Origin of the sequence: Pseudomonas paraversuta, assembly GCF_904063065.1 — a bacterium.
Classification (GTDB): Bacteria; Pseudomonadota; Gammaproteobacteria; order Pseudomonadales; family Pseudomonadaceae; genus Aquipseudomonas; species Aquipseudomonas paraversuta.
Genome location: NZ_CAJFCL010000016.1, coordinates 1 through 21,606 on the forward strand (window position 1 = coordinate 1; position 21,606 = coordinate 21,606).

16 protein-coding genes are annotated in these 21,606 nt (G+C 60.1%); 11 read left to right on the forward strand and 5 right to left on the reverse strand.

The annotated features are described in order from the left end of the window. Positions 1-3,328 (reverse strand): RHS repeat domain-containing protein (locus JQ845_RS22275; protein ID WP_203009474.1); only part of this gene is annotated, 3,328 nt, incomplete at its 3' end. A 378-nt stretch (positions 3,329-3,706) separates the two neighbouring features. On the opposite strand from JQ845_RS22275, the gene JQ845_RS22280 reads away from it, so the two are divergent. From JQ845_RS22280 to JQ845_RS22290, 3 genes are all read left to right on the forward strand, one after another. Next, entirely contained in the window at positions 3,707-4,111 is a 405-nt protein-coding gene (locus tag JQ845_RS22280; protein WP_003446412.1) for a TraR/DksA family transcriptional regulator, read from the forward strand. A 187-nt stretch (positions 4,112-4,298) separates the two neighbouring features. After that, entirely contained in the window at positions 4,299-5,642 is a 1,344-nt protein-coding gene (locus JQ845_RS22285) for a phospholipase effector Tle1 domain-containing protein (protein WP_003446413.1), read from the forward strand. Between the two features lie 125 nt (positions 5,643-5,767). Then, on the forward strand, positions 5,768-5,986 hold the full coding sequence (locus JQ845_RS22290) for a hypothetical protein (protein WP_003446414.1): 219 nt from the start codon (positions 5,768-5,770) through the stop codon (positions 5,984-5,986). A 19-nt stretch (positions 5,987-6,005) separates the two neighbouring features. On the opposite strand, the gene JQ845_RS22295 is transcribed toward JQ845_RS22290, so the two are convergent. After that, the gene (locus JQ845_RS22295) at positions 6,006-6,236 is read right to left on the reverse strand and encodes a hypothetical protein (protein ID WP_003446415.1); all 231 of its coding nucleotides are present in this window, start codon (positions 6,234-6,236) and stop codon (positions 6,006-6,008) included. Positions 6,237-6,689: 453 nt separating this feature from the next. On the opposite strand from JQ845_RS22295, the gene JQ845_RS22300 reads away from it, so the two are divergent. The 4 genes from JQ845_RS22300 (at position 6,690) to JQ845_RS22315 (ending at position 13,170) form a co-directional block, all read left to right on the forward strand. After that, complete coding sequence (locus JQ845_RS22300) at positions 6,690-7,160, forward strand: hypothetical protein (RefSeq protein ID WP_029612994.1); 471 nt, start codon at positions 6,690-6,692, stop codon at positions 7,158-7,160. A 422-nt stretch (positions 7,161-7,582) separates the two neighbouring features. Beyond that, positions 7,583-9,961 (forward strand): efflux RND transporter permease subunit, encoded by a 2,379-nt coding sequence (locus JQ845_RS22305; protein ID WP_203009475.1) that lies wholly within the window; start codon positions 7,583-7,585, stop codon positions 9,959-9,961. Between the two features lie 119 nt (positions 9,962-10,080). Further along, positions 10,081-11,463 carry a DUF1329 domain-containing protein gene (locus JQ845_RS22310; protein ID WP_003446421.1) on the forward strand — a complete coding sequence of 461 codons (1,383 nt, stop codon included), beginning with the start codon at positions 10,081-10,083 and terminating at the stop codon, positions 11,461-11,463. Between the two features lie 93 nt (positions 11,464-11,556). Beyond that, the gene (locus JQ845_RS22315; protein WP_003446423.1) at positions 11,557-13,170 is read left to right on the forward strand and encodes a DUF1302 domain-containing protein; all 1,614 of its coding nucleotides are present in this window, start codon (positions 11,557-11,559) and stop codon (positions 13,168-13,170) included. A 710-nt stretch (positions 13,171-13,880) separates the two neighbouring features. Here JQ845_RS22315 and JQ845_RS22320 read toward each other — a convergent pair. From JQ845_RS22320 to JQ845_RS22330, 3 genes are all read right to left on the reverse strand, one after another. After that, on the reverse strand, positions 13,881-14,339 hold the full coding sequence (locus JQ845_RS22320) for an REP-associated tyrosine transposase (RefSeq protein WP_003446441.1): 459 nt from the start codon (positions 14,337-14,339) through the stop codon (positions 13,881-13,883). Positions 14,340-14,890: 551 nt separating this feature from the next. Then, positions 14,891-16,075, reverse strand: a complete 1,185-nt coding sequence (locus JQ845_RS22325) for an acyl-CoA dehydrogenase family protein (RefSeq protein WP_010657372.1) — start codon at positions 16,073-16,075, stop codon at positions 14,891-14,893. Continuing rightward, a complete protein-coding gene (locus JQ845_RS22330; protein ID WP_127196676.1) occupies positions 16,072-17,244 on the reverse strand; it encodes an acyl-CoA dehydrogenase family protein in 1,173 nt (390 codons plus the stop codon). The genes JQ845_RS22325 and JQ845_RS22330 overlap by 4 nt, the downstream gene beginning before the upstream one ends. A 198-nt stretch (positions 17,245-17,442) precedes the next feature. On the opposite strand from JQ845_RS22330, the gene JQ845_RS22335 reads away from it, so the two are divergent. Genes JQ845_RS22335 through JQ845_RS22350 form a run of 4 tightly spaced genes read left to right on the forward strand, consistent with a single transcriptional unit; the run spans position 17,443 to position 21,606 of the window. Further along, positions 17,443-18,219 (forward strand): enoyl-CoA hydratase family protein, encoded by a 777-nt coding sequence (locus JQ845_RS22335; protein ID WP_203009476.1) that lies wholly within the window; start codon positions 17,443-17,445, stop codon positions 18,217-18,219. A 10-nt stretch (positions 18,220-18,229) separates the two neighbouring features. After that, positions 18,230-19,384 carry an acyl-CoA dehydrogenase family protein gene (locus tag JQ845_RS22340; RefSeq protein ID WP_010657371.1) on the forward strand — a complete coding sequence of 385 codons (1,155 nt, stop codon included), beginning with the start codon at positions 18,230-18,232 and terminating at the stop codon, positions 19,382-19,384. An 8-nt stretch (positions 19,385-19,392) separates the two neighbouring features. Further along, positions 19,393-20,451: an acyl-CoA dehydrogenase family protein gene (locus tag JQ845_RS22345; RefSeq protein WP_203009477.1), complete on the forward strand. Its 1,059-nt coding sequence runs from the start codon at positions 19,393-19,395 to the stop codon at positions 20,449-20,451. Positions 20,452-20,454: 3 nt separating this feature from the next. Continuing rightward, complete coding sequence (locus JQ845_RS22350) at positions 20,455-21,606, forward strand: acetyl-CoA C-acetyltransferase (RefSeq protein ID WP_161719715.1); 1,152 nt, start codon at positions 20,455-20,457, stop codon at positions 21,604-21,606.

The window sequence follows — 21,606 nt, forward strand, 5'->3', positions numbered from 1 at the left end:
CGAAGCTTTCACCGCGCACCAGTGTGCCGTCACGGGTCAGTTCGCGCCGGGTCAGCTTGCCGTCTTTGCGCCATTGCTGGGTCTGCACTTCTACATGCTGTGCATTCGGCGTTCGGGTAGCCGTTTCTCGGCGGGCCGGGCGACCCAGGCTGTCATAGCCCAGGGTTACGGTCATATCCCGCGAGCCGTCTATAGATTGCGTGCGCTGCTGGTGAATCCGCGAGGCTGCATCGTAAGTGACGCTAATAGTGACGTCAGGGCCTTGCTGTTGAATCAAGCGACCCAATTCGTCGTACTGGCAGCGCTGTTCGGCGCCGTCGGCATCGGTCAGGCGCGTGACTTTGCCCGCCGGGGTAGTGCTTTGCTGTTGCGAGCGCGGCTGATCACCTTGCCAGGCGTAGTCGGCTTTGCTCAGTTGGCCGGACGGGGACCAGTGATCTTTTTGCAGACCCAGATTGCCTTGGGCTTCCAGCAAACGGCCGCTTAGCGGATCGTATTGATTGAACACACTGATCCCGGGCGCTTGCAGCGACAGCAACGCGCCGGCCAGTTCCGGTTGGCGTTCGGTATGGACTTGAGTGCCGTCAGGCAAGGTTTGGGTATGGGCGTGAATTTCGCCTTCGGCATATTCCCATTCAGAGACATTCTGCCCGACTTTTTCCCACACCAGTCGGCCCAGACCATCGTATTTACGCTCGCCCAGCAGGACTTCATTACTGCCCAAAGACGGATGAGTGATCGAGACCGTGGCCGGTAAATCACCGTCATGGCCTTCGGCGTAGGTGCGTTTAATAAGCGACCCATCAGGCAGCGTGGTGGATACCAGCCGATCCCGCACATTCCATTCTTGGCGGGTCTCCCGGCCCATGGTATCGAACTGGCTGACGCAACGGCCAAGGCCGTCATAGCTCCAGCGCAAGGTGTGTTGCAACTCCCCTTGGGCGCAAAATAATTGCTCAGTCAGCGGCTTGCCATCCAGAGTATGGGTGGTCACGGTTCTGGCCCCGGCCACACCCTTGGCATCGGTCTGCCAGCTGCTGCCGGTCAGGGCTACCGGGTCGGCCAGGGTATGTTGAGTGACACCGTCTGCGCCGGTTTCGGTCAGCACATTGCCCCAGTCATCAAAGGTGCGTTCGGTGGTCAGGCTCAGGGCCGGGACGTCTTCGTTACCGGGATCGTAAGTCGTTTCACGGAACACCCGGCCCAGCACGTCATATTCTGCGGTCCAGGCGGTATAGGTCTCACCGCTGTCGGTTTGTTTTTCACGGCGGATTTCCCGGGCCATGCCATCGAGCCAGACAGTTTCCTTACGCCCGGAAGCGCCGATTCGGGTCTGGCAGCGCTGGTTCGCTGACAAGGAATAGGCCCAGTTGACCTCAGCCTCGAACGCCGAATCCGGGGCCGCGACTTCCTGAGTCACACGGCCCAGGGCATCGTGGGCAAAGGCCATGCGCAGCTGCTCGTCGGTCTGCTCGGTGACCATTAGCCCCGAGTACAGGTCCTGGGAGGATTGGGAGCTGGATTTATGTCCGTCGTGGCTGGTGATCGTGACGTTTTCCTGCAGCACCGCCCGCTCCTTTGATCGAGCGTTGCGGGCCAGATTCAGGGTGTAGCTGTAGGCCCGGGTGGTGCCTTTACCCTCTACGGTTCTGGTTTCGCTAAGCATGCGAGCGTGATGGGGCGAGGTCGGATCGTTAATGAAATTTTGCGTCGAGCGGCCCAGCTCGGTGGACTGATTGCCCTCAACCAGCAGCAACCGCTCTTCACTGCTCTGGACAAATGTCGGCAATGCAAACCCGGGAGCATCCCCACGCACGGGCAGGGATTGATAGCGATATAGGGTCTGCTTGACCGGGCCTTCGGTGCCGGGTGGCGGGCTGACCGTACGACTTTTCAGACGGGTGATGCGGCCCAGTGGGTCGGCCGGGCAGTTGTCGGTCTCGCCGCTCACCGGGTAGTACTCGGACTCTTCAATTGCGCCCAGGGCATTGCGATGCCACACCGGGTTACCCAGCTCGTCGTAGCGGGTTTCTTCCTCGGTAACAAGCTCTCGCAGCACCCGTTGGCCATCCAGCTGCGCCTTGCGGGTAATGACTTTGCGCGGGAACTGGAAGTAAGGCACCTGCCGGGCAATGGGCAACCAGGGCTCGTCGTAATAGGTGGTCTCGGTTTCCTGCAGGGTCTGGCCCTGTTGCGTGCGTTCCCGGGTCAGCAGGTGGAAGCGGTTAAAGGTGCGGCTGATGGTTTGTAGGGGGGTGCCCCGGGCATCCATCAGGGTTTCGGTGGAGCCGTAAAGAAAATCGCCGGCACCGGTCAGGTGATAGAGATTGTCCTCGCGGTTGCGCCACTGGCGCACTGCCGGCCAGCCAAAATAGTTGTTGCTGCCATACAGACCGTAGTCATAACGAACCAGTTGCACCGGCTGGCCGTCCCCCGGGTCCTTGCGGGTCTGACTGACCACCGGCATCCGCGCAAACGGCGCCCCTGCAGGCAGGTTGAGGCCGTTGGCTTCGCTGTAGGTCACTTCCTCGGTGCTGCCGGTGGGCTGGGTACATTTGCTCAGCAGCAGTAATCCGGAAGTCGCAGTGCTGTACTCAAACTGCCAGCCACTGTCGGGAAGGCCGTCCACCGTTACCCGGCGCAACTGCCCGGAGACCCGATGAAAAGACATCACCACCTGTGCGGTGGTATCCGGCTGCAACGTCAGACGGGTTGTCACGCCCTCGTAGGTCAGTGCCAGCACAGTGCGGCCACGGGCATCGCTGACCTTTTGCAGGTAAGCCGCGTTGCCAACCGAACGCCAGTCAAAATTCAGGGCGCTGCCATCGGCCCCCACCAGGGTGCTGACCACCCACAGGCTGGCATGCCCCGGCAACGGCGCGAGTCGTTCACAAGTGCCGTCGTTATGCCTGACCCACATTTCCTGACGCTGAACGGTCACTGCGACTACCGGCAAACGCACATCCGGGAAACGCATGCTCTGGCCGACAATTTCACCGCGAAAGCGCTCGCCGGAATTGAGTTGCAGTTGTTGGCTGGCCCCGTCCCAGGAGGTGGTGCCGAGCATCCAGCCCTGACCGAAGCCCTGATCTTCGGCCATCAGCGGGCTATGGCTCAGATGCAACTGGCTGATGGGCCCGCGCAAATCATTGGCGGCGCCGGTGGGCAGGCTCACCGAGGCCGAGAACGCACCGGTGCGCGGATCGACCCCGGCACTGATGCTGCTCATAAAGTTGTAGGCTCCGGAATACAGGTCACCGCTGTTGAGCAGGCTGGGGGCGGATTTGATCTCGGGGGAGGGCGTCGTGTGGTCAGTCGGGGCAGTCATGATGACTATTCCTTGGCTATCTGGAGAGGAGCCGCACAATAGGAACCCTTGCTTGAGGCCAGCAATGAGCGAGGTTTGTAGGTGGGAGCGGGACAGAAGTCCGCACTGGGGGCATTTTCAGGGCAACAATTGAATTTCTTGCGATAAACGCACTCCATTAGCCCCTGCGTAACAGGTTTTTCGTCGTTTTCCATGTTTTGCTGGACAAATAGCTGTCATTTCAGTTGCTGACTCGATAAGTCGGCCTTAGACTGCCGCCCCTCGTAAATTGAGTGCCGGGTGGCGCTTGAAATAGATGGCACCTAACTGGTTGGGATGAAGAACGGTCAGGACGCTCCCTAATTCGCCTTAATGCACGTATTTTTTATAGAGAAATCAATGACAAAGGATAAGTTGCTGGCCATGCCGGCGGATGACTACATGAATGCCGAGCAACATGCTTTTTTCAGCGAGCTGTTGCAAAACATGAAGGTTGAAACCCACGAGCGTATTGAGCAGAACCGCATCGCGATCGAAAGCCTGGACACTCCAGCTGACCCTGCGGACGCCGCTTCGGTTGAAGAAGAGCGTACCTGGTTGGTGAACTCTATCGATCGCGACCAGCGCATGCTGCCTCAACTGGAACAAGCACTGGAACGCATCAAAGATGACAGCTTCGGCTGGTGTGATGACAGCGGCGAGGCAATTGGCCTTAAGCGCCTGCTGATCAGCCCGACCACCAAGTACTGCATCGAAGCTCAAGAGCGCCATGAGCAAATCGACAAGCATCAGCGTCAAGCCTGACTGTTTGCTTTGCCGGAGCCGCGCCACGCGGTTCCGGCATCAGTCGGGTCCTGCAGTCGTTCGTATTGCAGCCATTGTTGTAACTCCCTCCAAAACAATTTCCGAATCTTGAGCTGGCCGTGCTTCTTGCGTCTTATATTGGGCGCGGCATTATTGCGCGCAGTAGAAATAATCGAGGGCAGGATTGATGAGCAATTCAAGCAACGCGGGAGCAGTGTTGCGGGTCGGCATCTTTTTCGATGGGACGGCCAATAACCAGTTCAATAGCCTGCAGGGACAGCAGCGTCAGGAACAGGGGCTGCTGATTGATCCTGGCAGCAGCTATGGCTCTGCTGTGACCAATATTGCCAAGCTGCACCAGTGCTACCCGGCCCAGTCAGGGTTTGACCCTGCTGGCCATGCCGTGACTTCGCTGTATATCAGCGGTATCGGCACCACCACCGGCGCGGCCGATACTCAGTTTCCGGGCCAGACCTATGGTCGTGGCCATACGGGGGTGCTGGGCAAGGCTGAACTGGCCCGGACCCGGTTGACGGAGTGCTTGCAACACTTTGTCGCGCAGCTACCCCCCAATACCCTGAGCCGTTTGCAGCTGGACCTGTTTGGTTTCAGTCGCGGCGCCGCGGCGGCCCGGCATTTTGTGAACCAGATCAACGCCAGCGCATTTACCGCCCAGTTTGCCCTGGCCGCCGACTTTGCATGCTCCATCCACTTTATTGGTCTGTTTGACACAGTCGCCGCCATGGGCGGGCTGGAGGATTGGGGGGATGTGGCCGATGACATCAATCCCGGACTCAACCTGTACCTGGGCCCGGACTGCGCGCAACAGGTGGTCCAGTTGAGCGCGCGGGATGAACAACGGCGAAATTTTTCCTTGAGTCGCATCGCGCCACAGTGGCCGCTGGATATTGCGGTGCCGGGGGCGCATGCCGACGTCGGCGGCGGTTATCCGCTGGATATGCTGGAACAGGTTTTTTTGAGCCGCTGGCAGAGCAATCTTGTGCAGCCGTCCACAGCCATTGAACAGACCCGGGCCTGGAAGTTGACCCAGTCTCAGTTGCTGGCATGGCAGGCCGAAGACCTGATTGATCCCCGCGCTGCGGAGAATTTCCTGCAGATCCGCACTCTTGAACGCAAGGAAGGTAGCCGTGAAGACCCGATGAAACGGGTACAGGCTGCAGTGTTCATGCAGCGCAGGATCGATGGCCGTCTTGCCCGGGTGCATTTGCGGATCATGCATGGCCTGGCGGTTGAGCACGGTGTGCCCTTCAACGCATTGACCGATGCCCAGGCCGCGTTGCCCGATGAGCTGAAACCCATAATGGCCACACTTGAGGCCCAGGTGCGCCAGGGGACGATCAAGCTGAGCGCCGATGAAGAACGTTTGCTGCGCCAGCGCTATATCCACCAGTCGGCCAACTGGAACCCCGGCGTGGGGGCGGGCGAGGCCGTGGTGCAAAGGGCATTCTTCAATATCCCCGAGGAAGGCGGGCGCTGGGTCTTCGATCAGAAAGCACCGGATTACGCCTAGGCAAAGCAGAAGATTGTTACGGCTTATGCAATTGATCTATGCCGTAGATAGCTTTTTCCGGCGACGGTTAGCCACTAATATAGCCGACATCGTTAGGTGCCTAACTAATAGCTGGAGAAACCATCATGTCCAATCAAGTTGATGTTGCCGTAATGATCGGGAGTGGTGTGCCCAAGAGTTTGCGCGATACCGGGCAGAAGGCCTGCTGGGTGGTGCTGGTCAATGGTGAGCAGCGCGGGACGGCTTTTTCCAGTCGCCCGGAAGCCGAAGAGTGCCGCGCGGCATGGCTGGCGCAGCTGAATGCCGGCCAACTGTGCAACAGGGGGCATGCTCAGCGCGCTTGATGCAATACACAGGTTGGCACTAGGAGTTGAGGGCGCCGGCGTCCACTGCAGCCTTTAATTCTTTTGCCGATTGTTTGGCGGCATCTGCTGCCAGTTCGGCTGTCTTGAACCAGCGATCCTTTTCGACCTGATGGAAGGTGACAGTCGTTAGTGGTGGCTTGGCGCGCATGATGATCACTGCCTGAAATTCGCCGTCGACGTCTTTGGACTCACCGCGGATAAAAAATTCGCCAATATCAAATTCCGTCACGTGTCGCTTTCCCTTGGAGGTAATGAAGCCTGCATGACCCGGCGGCATGGGCCAGGTCGATTTTTACGCGAGTATGGCAGTAGTTGACTCTCAGTGGCGCAGTTAACTCATTCACGCGACGAAAGCCCTGCCGGGCACAGACTCAATCCGGCAAAAAAATTGATTGATTGCTTGATAGAGAAGAGGATGTATATACCCATCTTCGGGCATGACCCGGTAGAATGGTGCCCCCCGGCTATTTTTTTCAGCCAGTTTTCGCTGATGCAGGCGCTGCTTCACTCTGTTGTGCCTGTTCGCCGGGGTAATCATGGCGTTGCTCTATTTAGTCCAGATGTTACATGCCACTCCTGATTCGAGCAGTCAGGAGCACTTGTCGTACTCGGGTTTTCAATTAATTTTTGCTGTCGGTGGTTTGCCCGGACAGTTCCATTTCAGGTTTTCGAGGGTTTTGCGTTGGCAGTCAGTAATTTGGAAATGCATGCGTTGTTCGTTTTGGGTGACTTGCGGGCACGTTTGGTCAAGCTGTTCCACTCGCGCTTTGTATACGTAACTGAACAAAACGCCGAAGGTATTTACATCGCTGAAATTGATACCGAAACAGCGTTGGTGGTAGATGACAAACCGGGTCTTGAACTCAAGGTCGGCGATCATTTTCGCGCAGCAGTGTTGCCCAGCCGTGAAGGTGGCAAGTTCGAAATAAAATTCCGTGATATCAAGACCACCATTTACGGCATCGGTGATTACGCCTATGTCGCCTCACCTCTGGGTGAAGGCGTGGTATTCAAAGAAGGCCAGACCGTGATGTTGATCTTTGCTGCCAAAGAGCAACTTACCGAAGGCTTGAGCAAAACATTGAAAGCCGTCACTGCCAAAGCCGCCAAATGGCCCAAGGGCGAGTTGACCTTCAAGGCCAGCAAAGAGTGACGCTGACGCGCTCCGCAAACCTGTAGCCCCTTTCGGCAATTGCCCTGTACCTGTAGCAGCTGACGAGAGAATCGAGGCTGAGTCCGGTTGCGAAACCGTCGTAAAGTCATGCCCCGCGGTTCTTCAGATAACCCCGGCCCTGCGAATTACGATTGCTTCGCAAGCGGACGTAGCCTTCGCCAACTGCTCTGCAACGGCTGTTAACGGGCAGCGCCCGCACGCTATCCATCTTCCCCTCAAACAGCCTAGGCCTTATGGACGATGTCCGGGTTTCGGGCCAGCTTGATTATCGATCCCACTGGCTGAACAGGCCGGAACCCAAAAAAATAATAAGAATGTGCGAGGGATCGTGAGCATGAGCGCCATCGTCTTTTCATTAGCTGTGCGAGGTCGAAATGGCCGACGCTCATAAAGTCCCTCCCATGCAGCGTTTTGTGAACCGTTGCGCCGACCGGTTAATGACGCACCGAAAATCCCTGCTGGGTTTTTTTCTGCTGATCACCCTGGGCCTGGGTTACAGCGCCACCCACGTACGGCTGGACCCGGGTTTCAACAAGCAGATCCCGGTGCGCCATGCCTACATGCTCAACTTTCTGGATTTCAGCCGCATCTTCACCGGGGCCAACCGGCTGCTGGTGAGCGTGCACTGGAAGGGCCAGGGCGATATCTACAACCCCGAGTTCCTGCAGACCCTGCAACAGGTCACGGACGACGTGTTCTATATCTCCGGGGTCAGCCGGCCCAGCGTCACCTCGTTGTTCACACCCAACGTGCGCTATATCGAAATCACCGAAGAAGGCTACGTCGGTGATCTGGTGGTGCCGCCGCAATATGCGGCAACCCCCGCAGACCTGCAGCAAGTACGCAGCAATGCCGCACGCTCCGGGCAGATTGGCCGGCTGCTGGCCAACGACCTGAAATCGGCCATGGTGCGGGCCGACCTGCAAGACACCGATCCGAAAACCGGGCAGCCGGTGAGCTATGTGCAAATCGCCCGCAGCCTCGAAGACATTCGCGCCAAATACAGTAATGCCGACATCGAAATCAACATCGTCGGTTTCGCCAAGCTGGTGGGCGATGTGGTCGAGGGGCTGAACACGGTGATGGGTTTTTTCGCCATCGCATTCCTGATTACTGGCCTGCTGCTGTGGGTCTATTCCCGGTCGTTGCGCCTGACCATGGTCGCGCTGCTGGTGGCCTTGTTGCCGGTGATCTGGCTCCTGGGCTTATTGCCGTTACTGGGCCTGGGGATCGATCCGATGTCGATTCTGGTGCCGTTTCTGATCTTCTCCATTGGCGTGTCCCACGCGGTACAAATGACCAATGCCTGGAAGCAGGAAGTGCTGGCGGGCAGCGATTCGGTCAGTGCGGCCAAGGCTGCCTTCAGCAAGATATTCATCCCGGGGGCCCTGGCCTTGCTGATGAATGCCCTGGGCTTCGGGGTGATCATGTTGATCGATATTCCCATCGTTCACGAACTGGGGATTACCGCGTGCATCGGCGTGATGCTGATGATCATCACCAACAAAATCATGTTGCCGCTGATCATCGCCCATCTGCAACTTGAGCCGCGTCTGCTCAATGCCCGCAGCCCCGGTTCGACCCGGCGCCATCCGCTGTGGTGGCGGCTGTCGGCGCTGGCCACGCCGGGCCCGGCACTGTGGGTCTTCGCCATCAGCCTGGTGCTGCTGGCAGCGGGGGCGTACAAGGCCCGTGAACTGCAGATTGGTGACATTGGTTCCGGGGCTCCGGAGCTGCGGGCCGATTCGCGCTATAACCAGGACAACCAGAAAATCATCAGCAACTACTCCATCGGCCTGGATGTGCTCTCGGTGTTTCTGACCATTGGCGGGCGCAGTGAAGCCTGCCTCGACCCGGCAGTCATGCGCGCGGTCGAAACCTTCGATTTCAAGATGCGCGAAGTGCCAGGTGTGCAATCGGTGCAAAGCGTGGCCGGCATGGGCAAGCAAGTGATTGCCGGCAACAACGAAGGCAACCCGCGCTGGGCCGCGATTCCGGGTTCCGCCCAGGGCTTGCAGCAGGGCGCCTATGCCTATTCGCCGGACTCGGGGCTGGTCACCGACAGTTGTCAGAAAATGCAGATTCTGGTGTTTCTGACCGATCACGAAGGGGCCAGCGTGGCCCATGTACTGGGGGAGGCCAAGCGCATCATTGGCGCCATCCAGGTGCCGGGTGTGACCTTCCATCTGGCGGGCGGCAACATCGGGGTCATGGCCGCTTCCAATGAAGCGGTCAAGCAGGCCGAGGTGGTGATGCTGGCGGCGTTGTTCTTCTCCGTGGCGCTGTTTTGCCTGCTGACCTTCCGTTCATTGCGCGCGGTGCTGTGCATTCTGGTGCCGCTGGCGATTGTGGCGGTGCTGTGCAATGCCCTGATGGCTCTGCTGGGCATCGGCCTCAAGGTCGCGACCCTGCCGGTCATGGCGCTGGGGGTGGGGGTGGGTGTGGATTACGGGATCTACCTCTACGAGCGCATCGAGCACGAGATGGCGGCCGGGCAAGACCTGCGCGAAGCGTTCTACCGGGCCATGTGCCAGCGCGGCACGGCGGCCGTATTTACCGCCGTCACCATGTCCCTTGGGGTCTGTACCTGGGTGTTTGCACCCCTCAAGTTCCAGGCCGATATGGGCGTGCTCCTGGCCTTCATGTTTCTGGTCAACGTACTGGGCGCGATCTTTCTGCTCCCGGCGCTGGCTGCGTGGTTCAACCTGGGCAAGCCGCTGGTGAACAAAAGACCTTCCAGCGTACGCGCTTCCTGCGATCAACCGCTTGTCAATCTGTAGGAGCGAGCTTGCTCGCGATGGCATCGCCGCTACCCATTGAAGAATTGCAGTGTCTGCATCGCGAGCAAGGGTGCTCCTGCAGATCGGCATGTACGTCTAATAACAAGGAGAACACCCCCATGCGACGTCTTTCTCAGGTGGGCGGCTGGCTGTCAGTCGCTCTGGTTTTGCACAGTTACAGCGGGCCGCTTCAGGCCCAGGCCCCAGCCGACCAGATTGCCCGGCTGGGCAAGGATCTGACCTGTGTCGGCGCCCAGCAGGCGGGCAACGCCGAGGGCACTATCCCGCCGTTCGGCGGCCAATGGCTGGGGGCGGCTCCCGGCATGAAGTTCGAAGGCACAGGTAAACATCCGATCGACCCTTACCCCAACGAGAAGCCGTTGTTCGTGATTACCGCGCAAAACCTGAGTCAGTACGGTGCGCACCTGTCCGAGGGCCAGAAAGCCCTGTTCAAGCTCTACCCGCAAACCTTCCGCATGCCGGTGTACCCGTCCCACCGCGATTTCCGTTTTTCCGACACGGTGTGCAAGGCCACTCTGGAAAACGCCTCGGTCGCCAAGCTGGTGGATGATGGCGAAGGCGTGGTGGCCCGTACCGGCGGGGTCGCGTTTCCGATCCCGCAGAACGGCATTGAATTGCTGAAAAATGCCTCGCTGTTCACGGTCAGGGCCTGGACTGAGGAATACACCTCGGACAACGCCTATGTGCTCAAGGACGGCAATATCAACTGGGGCCGCGTGCACTCGCGCAACATGGCGCCGGGGCTGGAGCCGGGCAAGATCGGTGATACCACCGGCAACTCCTCGTTCTACCTCAACGAAACCCTGCTGCCACAGCGCGACAAGGGCGAAATCAACACCGGTACCGAGTACTGGAACGACAAGACCGAGCCGCGCCAGAGCTGGCGCTACGACCCGGGCACCCGGCGCGTGCGGCAGTCGCCGGGCTACGGTTTTGACATGGCCTTCCCGGGCTCCGGCGGTTCGATCACGGTCGACGAAGTACGGATCTTCAACGGTTCGGCCCAGCGCTATAACTGGAATATCGTTGGCAAAAAAGAGCTGTATATCCCTTACAACACCGCGCGTCTGCACGCCAGCGATCTCAAATACGCCGGGATGCTGACCCCGGGCCACATCAACCCCGACAACATGCGTTATGAACTGCACCGCGTCTGGGTCCTCGAAGGTGTGCTCAAGCCCGGCAACCGTCATCTGTACGGCAAGCGCACGATGTACATCGACGAGGACAGCTGGTTTCCGGTCATGGGCGACAACTATGACAACCGTGGCGAGCTGTGGCGTACCTCGATGGTCAACTACTTCTACGCCCCGGAAACCCAGACCTGGCAGGCAGGTGTCGGCCTGTACCACGACTTGAACGCCGGCAGTTACCTGGCCTTCAACTTGATCAATGAGCAGCGCAACGGCTATGTCCTGAACAAGGGCGGTCTAGCCCCCGGAGACTTTGGCCCGGAAGCCGCTCGCCGGGCTGGCAAATAAACGGTCAACCCCCCTGACTTTACCCGTCTGCCACAGGTTGACTGTGCGCGGGCGGGCGGGTGATGCACAACAATAAGAAACAAGGAGCACGGCATGCTTAAGCACTGCACACGTTTTGTGGGGACCGGTTTACTGTCGGGTTTGAGCACCCTGGTACTGGCGGCGCCGACCATCGAGCTGGGAGAAAACACCACCCTCGACTCGTCGCTTACGGTCAACTACACCGCCTCCATGCGTACAGAAAAGCCTGATCACGAATACCTCAACAGCATCAACAACGACGATGCCACCCGCAACTTCAAGCGGGGTTCCTTGATCAACAACCGGGTCAGCGTATTTGGCGAGTTGATGCTCAAGCACGACAACCTCGGTGCCGTGATGCGAGGCAGCCACTTCTATGACGAGGTGTACCACCAGCGCAACGACAACGACTCGCCGGACACGGTCAACAAAACCGGGCGCTACAACGACTTCAGCCGGGACACGCGCAAACTCAGCGGCAGCAAGGCCCGACTGCTGGACGCCTATGTGTATGGCGACTTTACCGTCAACGACGATCAGTACGTGTCACTCAAGGCCGGCCGGCACCTGGTGGCCTGGGGCGAGAGCCTGTTCTGGCCCAACATCAGCCAGGGCCAGGCGCCCGTGGATGCGACCAAATTCAACGTGCCGGGAACCGAGGCCAAGGACGCCTACCTGCCTGTGGGGCAGGTGTCGGGCTCGTGGTCGATCAATGAAGATTTGGCCTTGCTCGGCTTTTACCAATACAAATGGGAAGAAACCCAGCTCAACCCGGTGGGTGATTACTTCGGCAGCGACACCTTTGGTCCGGGGGCCGAGTTTTATCGTCTGGCTCCCGGCATTGTCAGCAGCCTGCCCGATTCAGCTGCGGTGGGTTATGGCGGCTCGGTCAAGCCGGGCAACAGCGGCGAGTGGGGTATAGGTACCCGCTACCGGATCACCCAAAACACCGAAATCGGCCTGTTCCACTATCGCTACCACGATCGCGTACCGGCGCTGTTTTTCGACTTTACCGGGCAGACCCATTACTCCTCACTGAACAAGGTCGGGGGCAGTGGCTACGGTCCGAGTTACCAGTTGGGTTACTTCGACAACATCAAGCTGACAGGCATCAGCTTCACCACCAAAGCGGGGGACTCGGTACAGTTTGCCGGCGACCTGAGCTACCGCGACGGTGCGGCGGTCTATTTGAGCAATGGTGCACCGGCCCGGGGCCAGCTGTGGCAAGGCAACCTCAACGCGGTGTACATGATCGGGCCGACGTTCATGGCGCAGCAAACCACCCTCATGGCCGAAGTGGTGCACCAGCGGATTCAGGGGGTTGATGACCTGACCGTTACCGGCGGCGGGGCGGGTACCGACGGCACGTTCAACAAATACGTGTACGACGGCCAGACCCGGGGTTCCAGCCTGCTGGGGATTGGCACGTACTTCGATCATCCGAACATATTCAATGGCTGGGACCTGACCACCAAGGCCACCTGGACCCAGAACATTGATGGCAGCGCCTACTCCGGTTTGGGCCGTGCGGAAAAGCGCCTGACCCTGGGCGGGGATTTCAAATACCTGGGCAACTTCCAGCTGGGGCTGACCTACGTGGCCTACCTGAGCTCGGCAGACCTGGCCCAGGGCCGGACCATGGCCGACAGGGACTACCTGTCGTTCAACGGCAAGTACACCTTCTAGTCCTGCCCCCATCGCCGGCAAGCCGGCTCCCACAAGGTCAGAAGCAGCACAGTCATTGTGGGAGCCGGCTTGCCGGCGATGGGGTTTCAAAGCCAGACAGCCAGCTGCCACAAGGTCAGAAGCAGCACAGTCATTGTGGGAGCCGGCTTGCCGGCGATGGGGCTTCAAAGTCAGACAGCTGGCTGCCACAAGGTCAGATACAGCACTGTCATTGTGGGAGCTTGCTTGCCGGCGATAAGGTTTCAAAGCCAGACAGCCAGCTGCCACAAGGTCAGATACAGCACTGTCATTGTGGGAGCCGGCTTGCCGGCGATGGGGCTTCAAATTCAGACAGCTGGCTGCCACAAGGTCAGAAGCAGCACAGTCATTGTGGGAGCTGGCTTGCCGGCGATGGGGTTTCAAAGCCAGACAGCCGGCTGCCACAAGGTCAGAAGCAGCACAGCCATTGTGGGAACTGGTTTGCCGGCGATAAGGTTTCAAAGCCAGACAGCCAGCTGCCACAAGGTCAGATACAGCACTGTCATTGTGGGAGCCGGCTTGCCGGCGATGGGGCTTCAAAGTCAGACAGCTGGCTGCCACAAGGTCAGAAGCAGCACAGTCATTGTGGGAGCTGGCTTGCCGGCGATGGGGTTTCAAAGCCAGACAGCCGGCTGCCACAAGGTCAGAAACAGCACAGTCATTGTGGGAGCCGGCTTGCCGGCGATGGGGTTTCAAAGCCAGACAGCATCCCACAAAGGGTAATCCCCAACCCGCTTCACCAGACCTGCCCGTAAAGGATTGGCTACCACATAGCGCGCCAGATTTTTCAGATCTTCTTCGCGACGCAATGCATGATCGTGAAACCCTTTTTGCCAGCGCCTGCCGGTTCTGTCTGTCATGCGATTGATGGCGCGAGCACTCAATGACTTGGTACGCCCCATGAGCTTGTCAAGTGAAGCGCTTTGCAGCTCTACCAGCCAATGAAAATGATCGGGCATTACAACCCATGCGAGTGAATTGACCGAACCTTGTGTGTGCTCATGACGAAATTGAGCAACCACTAACCTGCCAACGCGCCAGTCAGAGAACAGAGGTTCCCGGTCCAGCGTATTGGCGGTCAACAGGTAGATGCCATTGGCCTGGGAAAATCGGCCATACCTTAAACGGCTGGAAGCAGGTCGTTGGGTCATGAGCTCTACTCATAAGTCAGAGCTGCAAAGACTAGTTTCTGAGGCAAGCGACTTCCGAGAGTCTCTGGACCAAATATTTCATGGCCTGATGCATCGCCGGCAAGCCGGCTCCCACAAGGTCAGAAGCAGCACAGTCATTGTGGGGTGCTGTCTGGCTTTGAAAGCCTATGGCCGGCAAACCGGCTCCCACAGGGTCAGAGGTAACACAGTCATTGTGGGATGCTGTCTGGCTTTGAGAGCCTATGGCCGGCAAGCCGGCTCCCACAGGGTCAGAGGCAACACAGTCATTGTGGGATGCTGTCTGGCTTTGAAAGCCTATGGCCGGCAAACCGGCTCCCACAGGGTCAGAGGTAACACAGTCATTGTGGGGTGCTGTCTGGCTTTGAGAGTCTATCGCCGGCAAGCCGGCTCCCACAGGATCAGAGGCAACACAGTCAATGTGGGATGCTGTCTGGCTTTGAGAGCCTATGGCCGGCAAGCCGGCTCCTACAATGGTAGGGTCGCGTCTGACCTTGTGGGAGCTGGCTTGCCGGCGATAGGTGCGCCACGATCTATCTGGCCTCGCGGGGCATTCCAAGGGCCCGTTCGGCGATGATGTTGCGCTGTATTTCGTTGCTGCCGCCGTAGATGGTGTCCGCCCGGGTAAACAGGAACAATGCCTGTAACCGCGTCAGTTCATAAGGCGCTGCCGCCAGCAACTCTGCCTCCGGCCCCAGTACATCCATCGCCAGTTTCCCCAGCTCCAGGTGCCAGGTCGACCACGCCAGTTTATAAATGGTCGCCTCAGGTCGCAGGCTGCCATCCTGTACCCCCGAGAGCATGCGCAACGAGTTGTAGCGCAGTACCCGCAAGCCGCTCCAGGCCTGGGCGATGCGTTGCCGCATGATCGGGTCTTGCGCCGCACCATTGGCCTTGGCGATGCGCACCACTTCGTCCAGTTCGTTCTGAAATTGCATCTGCTGGCCAAGGGTCGATACCCCGCGCTCGAAACCCAGCAGGGCCATGGCGATTTTCCAGCCGTCACCGGGCTGGCCAATCAGGTTGTCGGCCGCAGTGCGCGCCTGGTCGAAAAATACTTCATTGAATTCGCTGGTGCCGGTCAGTTGCCGGATCGGCTGCACGCGAATCTGCGCCTGAGCCATCGGCACCAGCAGGAATGACAAGCCGCGATGCCCGACACTGCCCGGCTCGGTACGCGCCAGGACAAAACACCAGTCCGATTCATGGGCCAGGGACGTCCAGATTTTCTGCCCGCTGATCAGCCACTGGCCACTCTCACTGTCGAGGCTGGCGCGGGTCTTGATATTGGCCAGATCGGAGCCGGCACCGGGTTCGGAGTAGCCCTGGCACCAAAAGTGCTGCCCGCTCAGAATGGCTGGCAGAAACCGCTGTTGTTGCCCGGGTGTACCAAAGGCCGCCAACGTCGGACCGACCAGTCCTTCGCCGATGTGCCCCATGCGCCCCGGGCCACCCGCGCGGGCGTATTCCTCATAAAAGATCACTTGCTGGTTGATGCTCAAACCACGACCACCATGCTCGATGGCCCAGCCCGCACCCACCCAGCGGCCCGCGGCCAGTTCGCGCTCCCACTGCTTGCGCAATCCGGGGGCGAAGTCTTCGTCTCCCGGCCCGCCACGAAAGCGCAGTTCGTTGTATTGCCCGCTCAGGTGCTCCTGCATCCACTGCGCCACCTGTTGGCGAAAATGCTCATCTGCCGCGCTGAAACCAATGTTCATGGGCGCTCTCCGAAAATATGCCTGGCCAATTGCTCACGATGAAAGGCCGGCGTGCCCAATAACTGCTCGCTGGCCCGTGCCCGCTTGAAGTACAGATGCGGGTCGTACTCCCAGGTGAAGCCAACCCCGCCATGCAGCTGGATCGACTCGGCGGCGCAGTTGAAAAAGCCTTCGCTGGCATGGATTTTTGCCGTGGCCGCGGCTTCCGCCAGTTGCAGCTGGGCACTGGGGTCGCCATCGATATTCAGGCACTGGTCGGCAATGCAGGCGCCGTAGTAACTGGCGGACCGTGCACACTCAACGGCCAGCATCAGGTCTGCGCAGCGGTGCTTGACCGCCTGAAAACTGGCGATGCTGCGACCAAACTGTTCGCGGCCGCCGATATAGGTCAGGGTCAGATCCAGTACCTTTTGCGCGCCGCCGGTCTGCTCGGCGGCGAGCCCGATACAGGCCATGTGCAGCACATCGCGCAACAGCGGCCAGCCGAGGCCGGGCTCGCTGAGCAGGTGCTCATCGTTGAGCACCACGTCATTAAGGGTGATGGTGGAAAAACGTCGGGTCTGATCCAGCGTCGGTTGCTGCTGGCGGCTGATGCCGGGTGTCAGGGCAGACACGGCAAACAGGCGGATCCCGGCCTCGCCGATACTGCCCGGGGTGCGGGCGGCAATGATCAGCAAATCGCACTCGGCACCGTCGATTACATACAGGTACTGACCGTTGAGGCGATAACCACCGGCACAGCTCTGTGCATAGACCTGCACGCCGCTGTCGTCCCAGCGCGGGGCGCTGGTCCAGGCCAGGCTGGCGCTGATTTCGCCGGCCGCCAGCCGGGGCAGCCAGAGGTTCTTGAGCCCCTGATTGCGGCTCAGCAGCAGCGCCGGAATCCCCATGCAGCAGGTGGCAAAAAACGGCGTCGGCAACAAGCAGCGGCCCAGCTGTTCCTGCAACAGGCACACCTCGACAAAGCCCAGGCCCAGCCCGCCATATTCTTCGGGAATCGCCAGTGCCGGCCAATACAGCTCGCGGGCAATGCGGGCCCAGGCCGTGTGGTCGAGACCGGACTCGGCGGCCATTGCCGTGCGCACCGCTCCGGAGCTGGCCACCTGCGCCAAAAAGCGTTCGGCAGACTCTTGAATCATTCGCTGCTCTTCGGTCAGGGCAAGCTCCATAGGACTCCTCACTCTATAAGTGGATCAAGTCTTGAGCATGGAAGGGCAGCACAGGCGCGTAATCCCTGAGCCGGACTAGTCCATTTGGCGGTCGGATCCCCGGCACGGCCCCGCAGGTGTTTAGTCTCAACGGACGATGAGCCACCCCCTGCGCATTCCCATACTGCCCGCATGCCTTTCGCCAATTGAGGAGCACCTGTGAACAGTGCAGCCCCCACCGCAACCCATACCGCCTTTCACACCCGTATTGAGGCGGGGATCGCCGAGCTGGTGATCGACCGGCCACCGGTCAATGCCCTCAATAGCCAGGAGTGGCTGGACCTGGCCCGCACCCTCGAAGCCCTGGGGCAGGACCCGCAAGTGCGGGTCATCGTGATTCGTGCCGAGGGCCGCGGTTTTTGTGCCGGTGTCGATATCAAGGAACTGGACGCCCACCCCGAACGCATCGTGGCCGTCAATGCGGGCAACTACGCCACTTTCAAGGCCGTGCATCGCAACCCGGTGCCGGTGATCGTGGCGGTTCATGGCTATGTACTGGGTGGCGGGATTGGCATTACCGGGGCTGCCGATATCGTGGTGGCATCCGATTGCGCGACGTTTGCGCTGCCGGAAGTTGACCGTGGCGCCATGGGCGGCGGCGCGCATTTACAACGCCTGTTCCCGGTGCAAAAGGTCCGTTATCTGTTTTTCACCGGCGACAAGATCGGTGCGGTGGAGGCCCAGCAGTACGGCTTTATCGAACGTGTCGTATCCCGCGAGCAACTGCGCGAAACCGCTTTGCAGATCGCCCGCAAGATCGCCAGCAAAAGCCCGGACATGATCCGCATCGCCAAAGAGGCGTTGAACGGTATTGAAGACGGCAACCTGGAAGACAAATACCGCTGGGAGCAGGGCTTCACACTCCAGGCATACAACAGCGCGGACTCTGCCGAAACCCGGCGCGCCTTTGTTGAAAAACGCGACGCCACGTTCTGAGGAGCTGACGATGGACCTGACTTACTCCCCCAAGCAAAAGGCCTTTCGCCAGGAGGTGCGCCACTGGCTGGCGGCCAACCTGCCGGCCGAGCCATTGGCCAGTTATGACACCCGTGAAGGGTTCGAGCAGCACCGCCAGTGGGAAGCCAAGTTGTTCGACAGCCGCTTTTCAATGGTGATGTGGCCCACCGCCCTGGGCGGGCGCGGCTGCGACCTGATCGAATGGCTGATTTTCGAAGAAGAATATTACGGCGCCGGTGCACCGATGCGGGTCAACCAGAATGGCCAGCTGTTACTGGGCCCGACCCTGATGGAATTCGGCACCGAGGCGCAAAAGAAGCGCTTTCTGCCGCGCATGGCGGCCAGTGCCGACATGTGGGCCCAGGGCTGGTCGGAGCCCAATGCCGGTTCCGACATGGCGGCGATCACCAGCAAGGCCACCCGCGACGGTGACAGCTATGTGCTCAACGGCCAGAAAACCTGGTCGACCCGGGCCATCTTTGCCGACTGGCTGTTCGGACTGTTTCGCAGCGACCCCGCGTCCAGCCGCCACCACGGCTTGTCATTTGTGATGGTGCCGCTCGATGCACCGGGCGTCACCGTCCGTGCCATCAAGGCCCTGAACGGCAAGGACGCGTTTGCCGAAGTGTTCTTCGATGACGTGCGCATCCCGCTGGAAAACCGCATCGGCGAAGAAGGGCAGGGCTGGCATGTGGCGATGGCCACTGCCGGTTTTGAACGCGGATTGCTGTTGCGTTCGCCGGCCCGCTTTCAGTACACCGCCCGCAAGCTGGTGGAGCTGTACCAGGCCAATCGCGCCAGCGCCGACCGTGATCCGAGCCTTGGCGAAGCCGTCTGCAAGGCCTGGTCGGACGCCCAGGCCTATGCCTTGTCGGCCTATCACACCGTAGGCCGGCTGAGCCGCGGCGCGCAGATTGGCGCCGAATCGAGCACCAACAAAATCATCTGGTCGGAACTGGATTTGCGCATGCACGAAACCGCGATGCGGATTCTGGGTGCCAATGGCGAGCTGACCGGTAAATCGGCAGACGGCCACGACTGGCTGGAGGGCTTCCTGTTTGCCCAGGCCGGGCCGATCTACGCCGGGACCAACGAGATTCAGCGCAACATCATTGCCGAGCGCATGCTCGGCCTGCCGAAGTGAGGCCGGGTATGGACTTTACCTTTACCGATGACCAGCAAGTCTTCCGCGAAGCCATCAGTCGTTTTTTGATGACCGAAGCGGCACCGGAAATGCTTCGCGAAATCTGGGAAACCGACGTCGGTCGCTCACCGGATTTACGCAACAAAATTGCCGAGCAGGGCCTGACCGCGCTGTCGGTTCCCGAAGCCTTCGGCGGCCTGGGCATGGACGATGTGGCCTGGGCCTTGATGACCCAGGAACTGGGTTACTACGCCATTCCCGACTCTCTGGGCGACACCGCTTATGTCGCCAGCGCACTGATTGCACAGTTGCCAGCCCAGACCCCGCAGCGTGGCGAATGGCTGCAGCGCATTGCTGAAGGCAGCCTGCGGGTTGCCATCGGCCACCCGGTCAACCCGCTGGTGGCCGATGCCGCCCATGCCGACCTGCTGCTGCTGGCCCATGGCGATGAAGTGCATGCCGTGCCCCGCAGCCAGGTTGACGTGCAACCCCACAGCAGCATCGATGCATCCCGGCGTCTGGCGCAGGTCAGCTGGCAACCGGGCCCAGCCACCCTGGTGGCCGAGGGCGAGCATGGCCGCGAGCTTTGGGCACAGACCCTCGACCGTGGCGCCTTGCTGGTGGCCGGGCAACTGGTGGGCCTGGCCCAGCGCATGCTCGATTTGTCAGTGGATTACGCCGCCCAGCGCAAACAGTTCGGCAAGCCGATTGGCAGTTTCCAGGCGGTCAAGCATCACCTGGCGGATGTTGCCACCCAGCTCGAATTTGCCAAGCCGGTGCTGTATCGCGCCGCTTACGCCCTGGCCCACGGCGAGAAAAACGCCTCGGTGTGGGTGTCCCAGGCACGTCTGGCGTGCTGTGAAGCCAGCTGGCTGGCGGCCCGTCACGGCATTCAGGTACACGGTGCCATGGGGTACACCTGGGAAGTCGACCTGCAAATGTTCATGAAGCGGGCCTGGGCGCTGGACAACGCCTGGGGTGATCGCGCCCTGCATAAAACCCGGGTGGCCGAGCATGTACTGAGCGGCGCGGCGCCTTTGGGCCCCGGCCATACCTTCGAGGATTGATTGATGCCCCAAGCCTATATTGTTGACGCCTTGCGCAGCCCGACCGGCAAGCGCAAGGGCGGTCTGGCCCATGTTCACGCGATTGATCTGGGCGCCCATGTACTCAAGGCACTGGTTGAGCGCAACCAGATTCCGGCCGACGAATACGACGACGTGATTTTTGGCTGCGTTGACACCATCGGTTCGCAAGCGGGGGATATCGCCCGCACCAGCTGGCTGGCCGCCGGTCTGCCGCTCAATGTGCCCGGCACCACCATTGACCGCCAGTGCGGCTCGTCGCAGCAGGCGCTGCACTTCGCCGCGCAGGCAGTGATGAGCGGCACCCAGGATGTGATCGCGGTGGGCGGTGTGCAAACCATGACCCAGATCCCGATTTCTTCGGCGATGCTGGCCGGGCAGCCCCTGGGTTTCAGCGACCCGTTTTCCGGCAGCAAAGGCTGGCAGGCACGTTTTGGCAATCAGCCGGTCAACCAGTTTTATGCGGCGCAGCGGATTGCCGACCACTGGGATATCAGCCGCCAGCAGATGGAAGCCTACGCCCTGGAAAGCCACCGTCGGGCACTGGATGCCATCGCCGGGCGCCGTTTTGTCAATGAAATCGTGCCCTGCGAAGGGGTGTGGGACGACGAAACGCCGCGCCACACCAGCCTCGCCAAAATGGCCGAGCTGGAGCCGGTGTCTGCCGAGTTCCCTTCGATTACTGCAGCGGTTTCCAGCCAGACCTGCGATGCCTCGGCAGCCTTGCTGGTGGTCTCGGAAGCTGCGCTCAAGCGCTACAACCTGACACCCCGGGCGCGGATTCATCACCTCTCGGTGCTGGGCGACGACCCGATCTGGCACCTCACGGCGCCGATTGCCGCGACCCGTGCCGCGCTGAAAAAAGCCGGCATGAACATCCACGACATCGACCTGGTGGAAATCAACGAAGCCTTTGCCTCGGTGGTCATGGCCTGGGCCAAGGAACTGGATTTCGACCCGGCCAAAACCAACGCCAATGGCGGCGCGATTGCCCTTGGCCATCCACTGGGGGCCAGCGGCGCGCGGTTGATGACCAGCCTGCTCAACCAGCTTGAGCGCAGTGGCGGGCGCTATGGTCTGCAGACCATGTGCGAAGGCGGCGGGCAAGCCAACGTGACCATTATTGAGCGTCTCTAG

Bases quoted from the DNA above. Each gene is read 5' to 3' on its own strand.
- JQ845_RS22315 (WP_003446423.1), top strand. From the start codon at position 11,557: ATGCTTAAGCACTGCACACGTTTTGTGGGGACCGGTTTACTGTCGGGT.
- JQ845_RS22290 (WP_003446414.1), top strand. From the start codon at position 5,768: ATGTCCAATCAAGTTGATGTTGCCGTAATGATCGGGAGTGGTGTGCCC.
- JQ845_RS22310 (WP_003446421.1), top strand. From the start codon at position 10,081: ATGCGACGTCTTTCTCAGGTGGGCGGCTGGCTGTCAGTCGCTCTGGTT.
- JQ845_RS22330 (WP_127196676.1), bottom strand. From the start codon at position 17,244: ATGGAGCTTGCCCTGACCGAAGAGCAGCGAATGATTCAAGAGTCTGCC.
- JQ845_RS22320 (WP_003446441.1), bottom strand. From the start codon at position 14,339: ATGACCCAACGACCTGCTTCCAGCCGTTTAAGGTATGGCCGATTTTCC.
- JQ845_RS22305 (WP_203009475.1), top strand. From the start codon at position 7,583: ATGCAGCGTTTTGTGAACCGTTGCGCCGACCGGTTAATGACGCACCGA.
- JQ845_RS22285 (WP_003446413.1), top strand. From the start codon at position 4,299: ATGAGCAATTCAAGCAACGCGGGAGCAGTGTTGCGGGTCGGCATCTTT.
- JQ845_RS22350 (WP_161719715.1), top strand. From the start codon at position 20,455: ATGCCCCAAGCCTATATTGTTGACGCCTTGCGCAGCCCGACCGGCAAG.
- JQ845_RS22280 (WP_003446412.1), top strand. From the start codon at position 3,707: ATGACAAAGGATAAGTTGCTGGCCATGCCGGCGGATGACTACATGAAT.
- JQ845_RS22340 (WP_010657371.1), top strand. From the start codon at position 18,230: ATGGACCTGACTTACTCCCCCAAGCAAAAGGCCTTTCGCCAGGAGGTG.
- JQ845_RS22325 (WP_010657372.1), bottom strand. From the start codon at position 16,075: ATGAACATTGGTTTCAGCGCGGCAGATGAGCATTTTCGCCAACAGGTG.
- JQ845_RS22345 (WP_203009477.1), top strand. From the start codon at position 19,393: ATGGACTTTACCTTTACCGATGACCAGCAAGTCTTCCGCGAAGCCATC.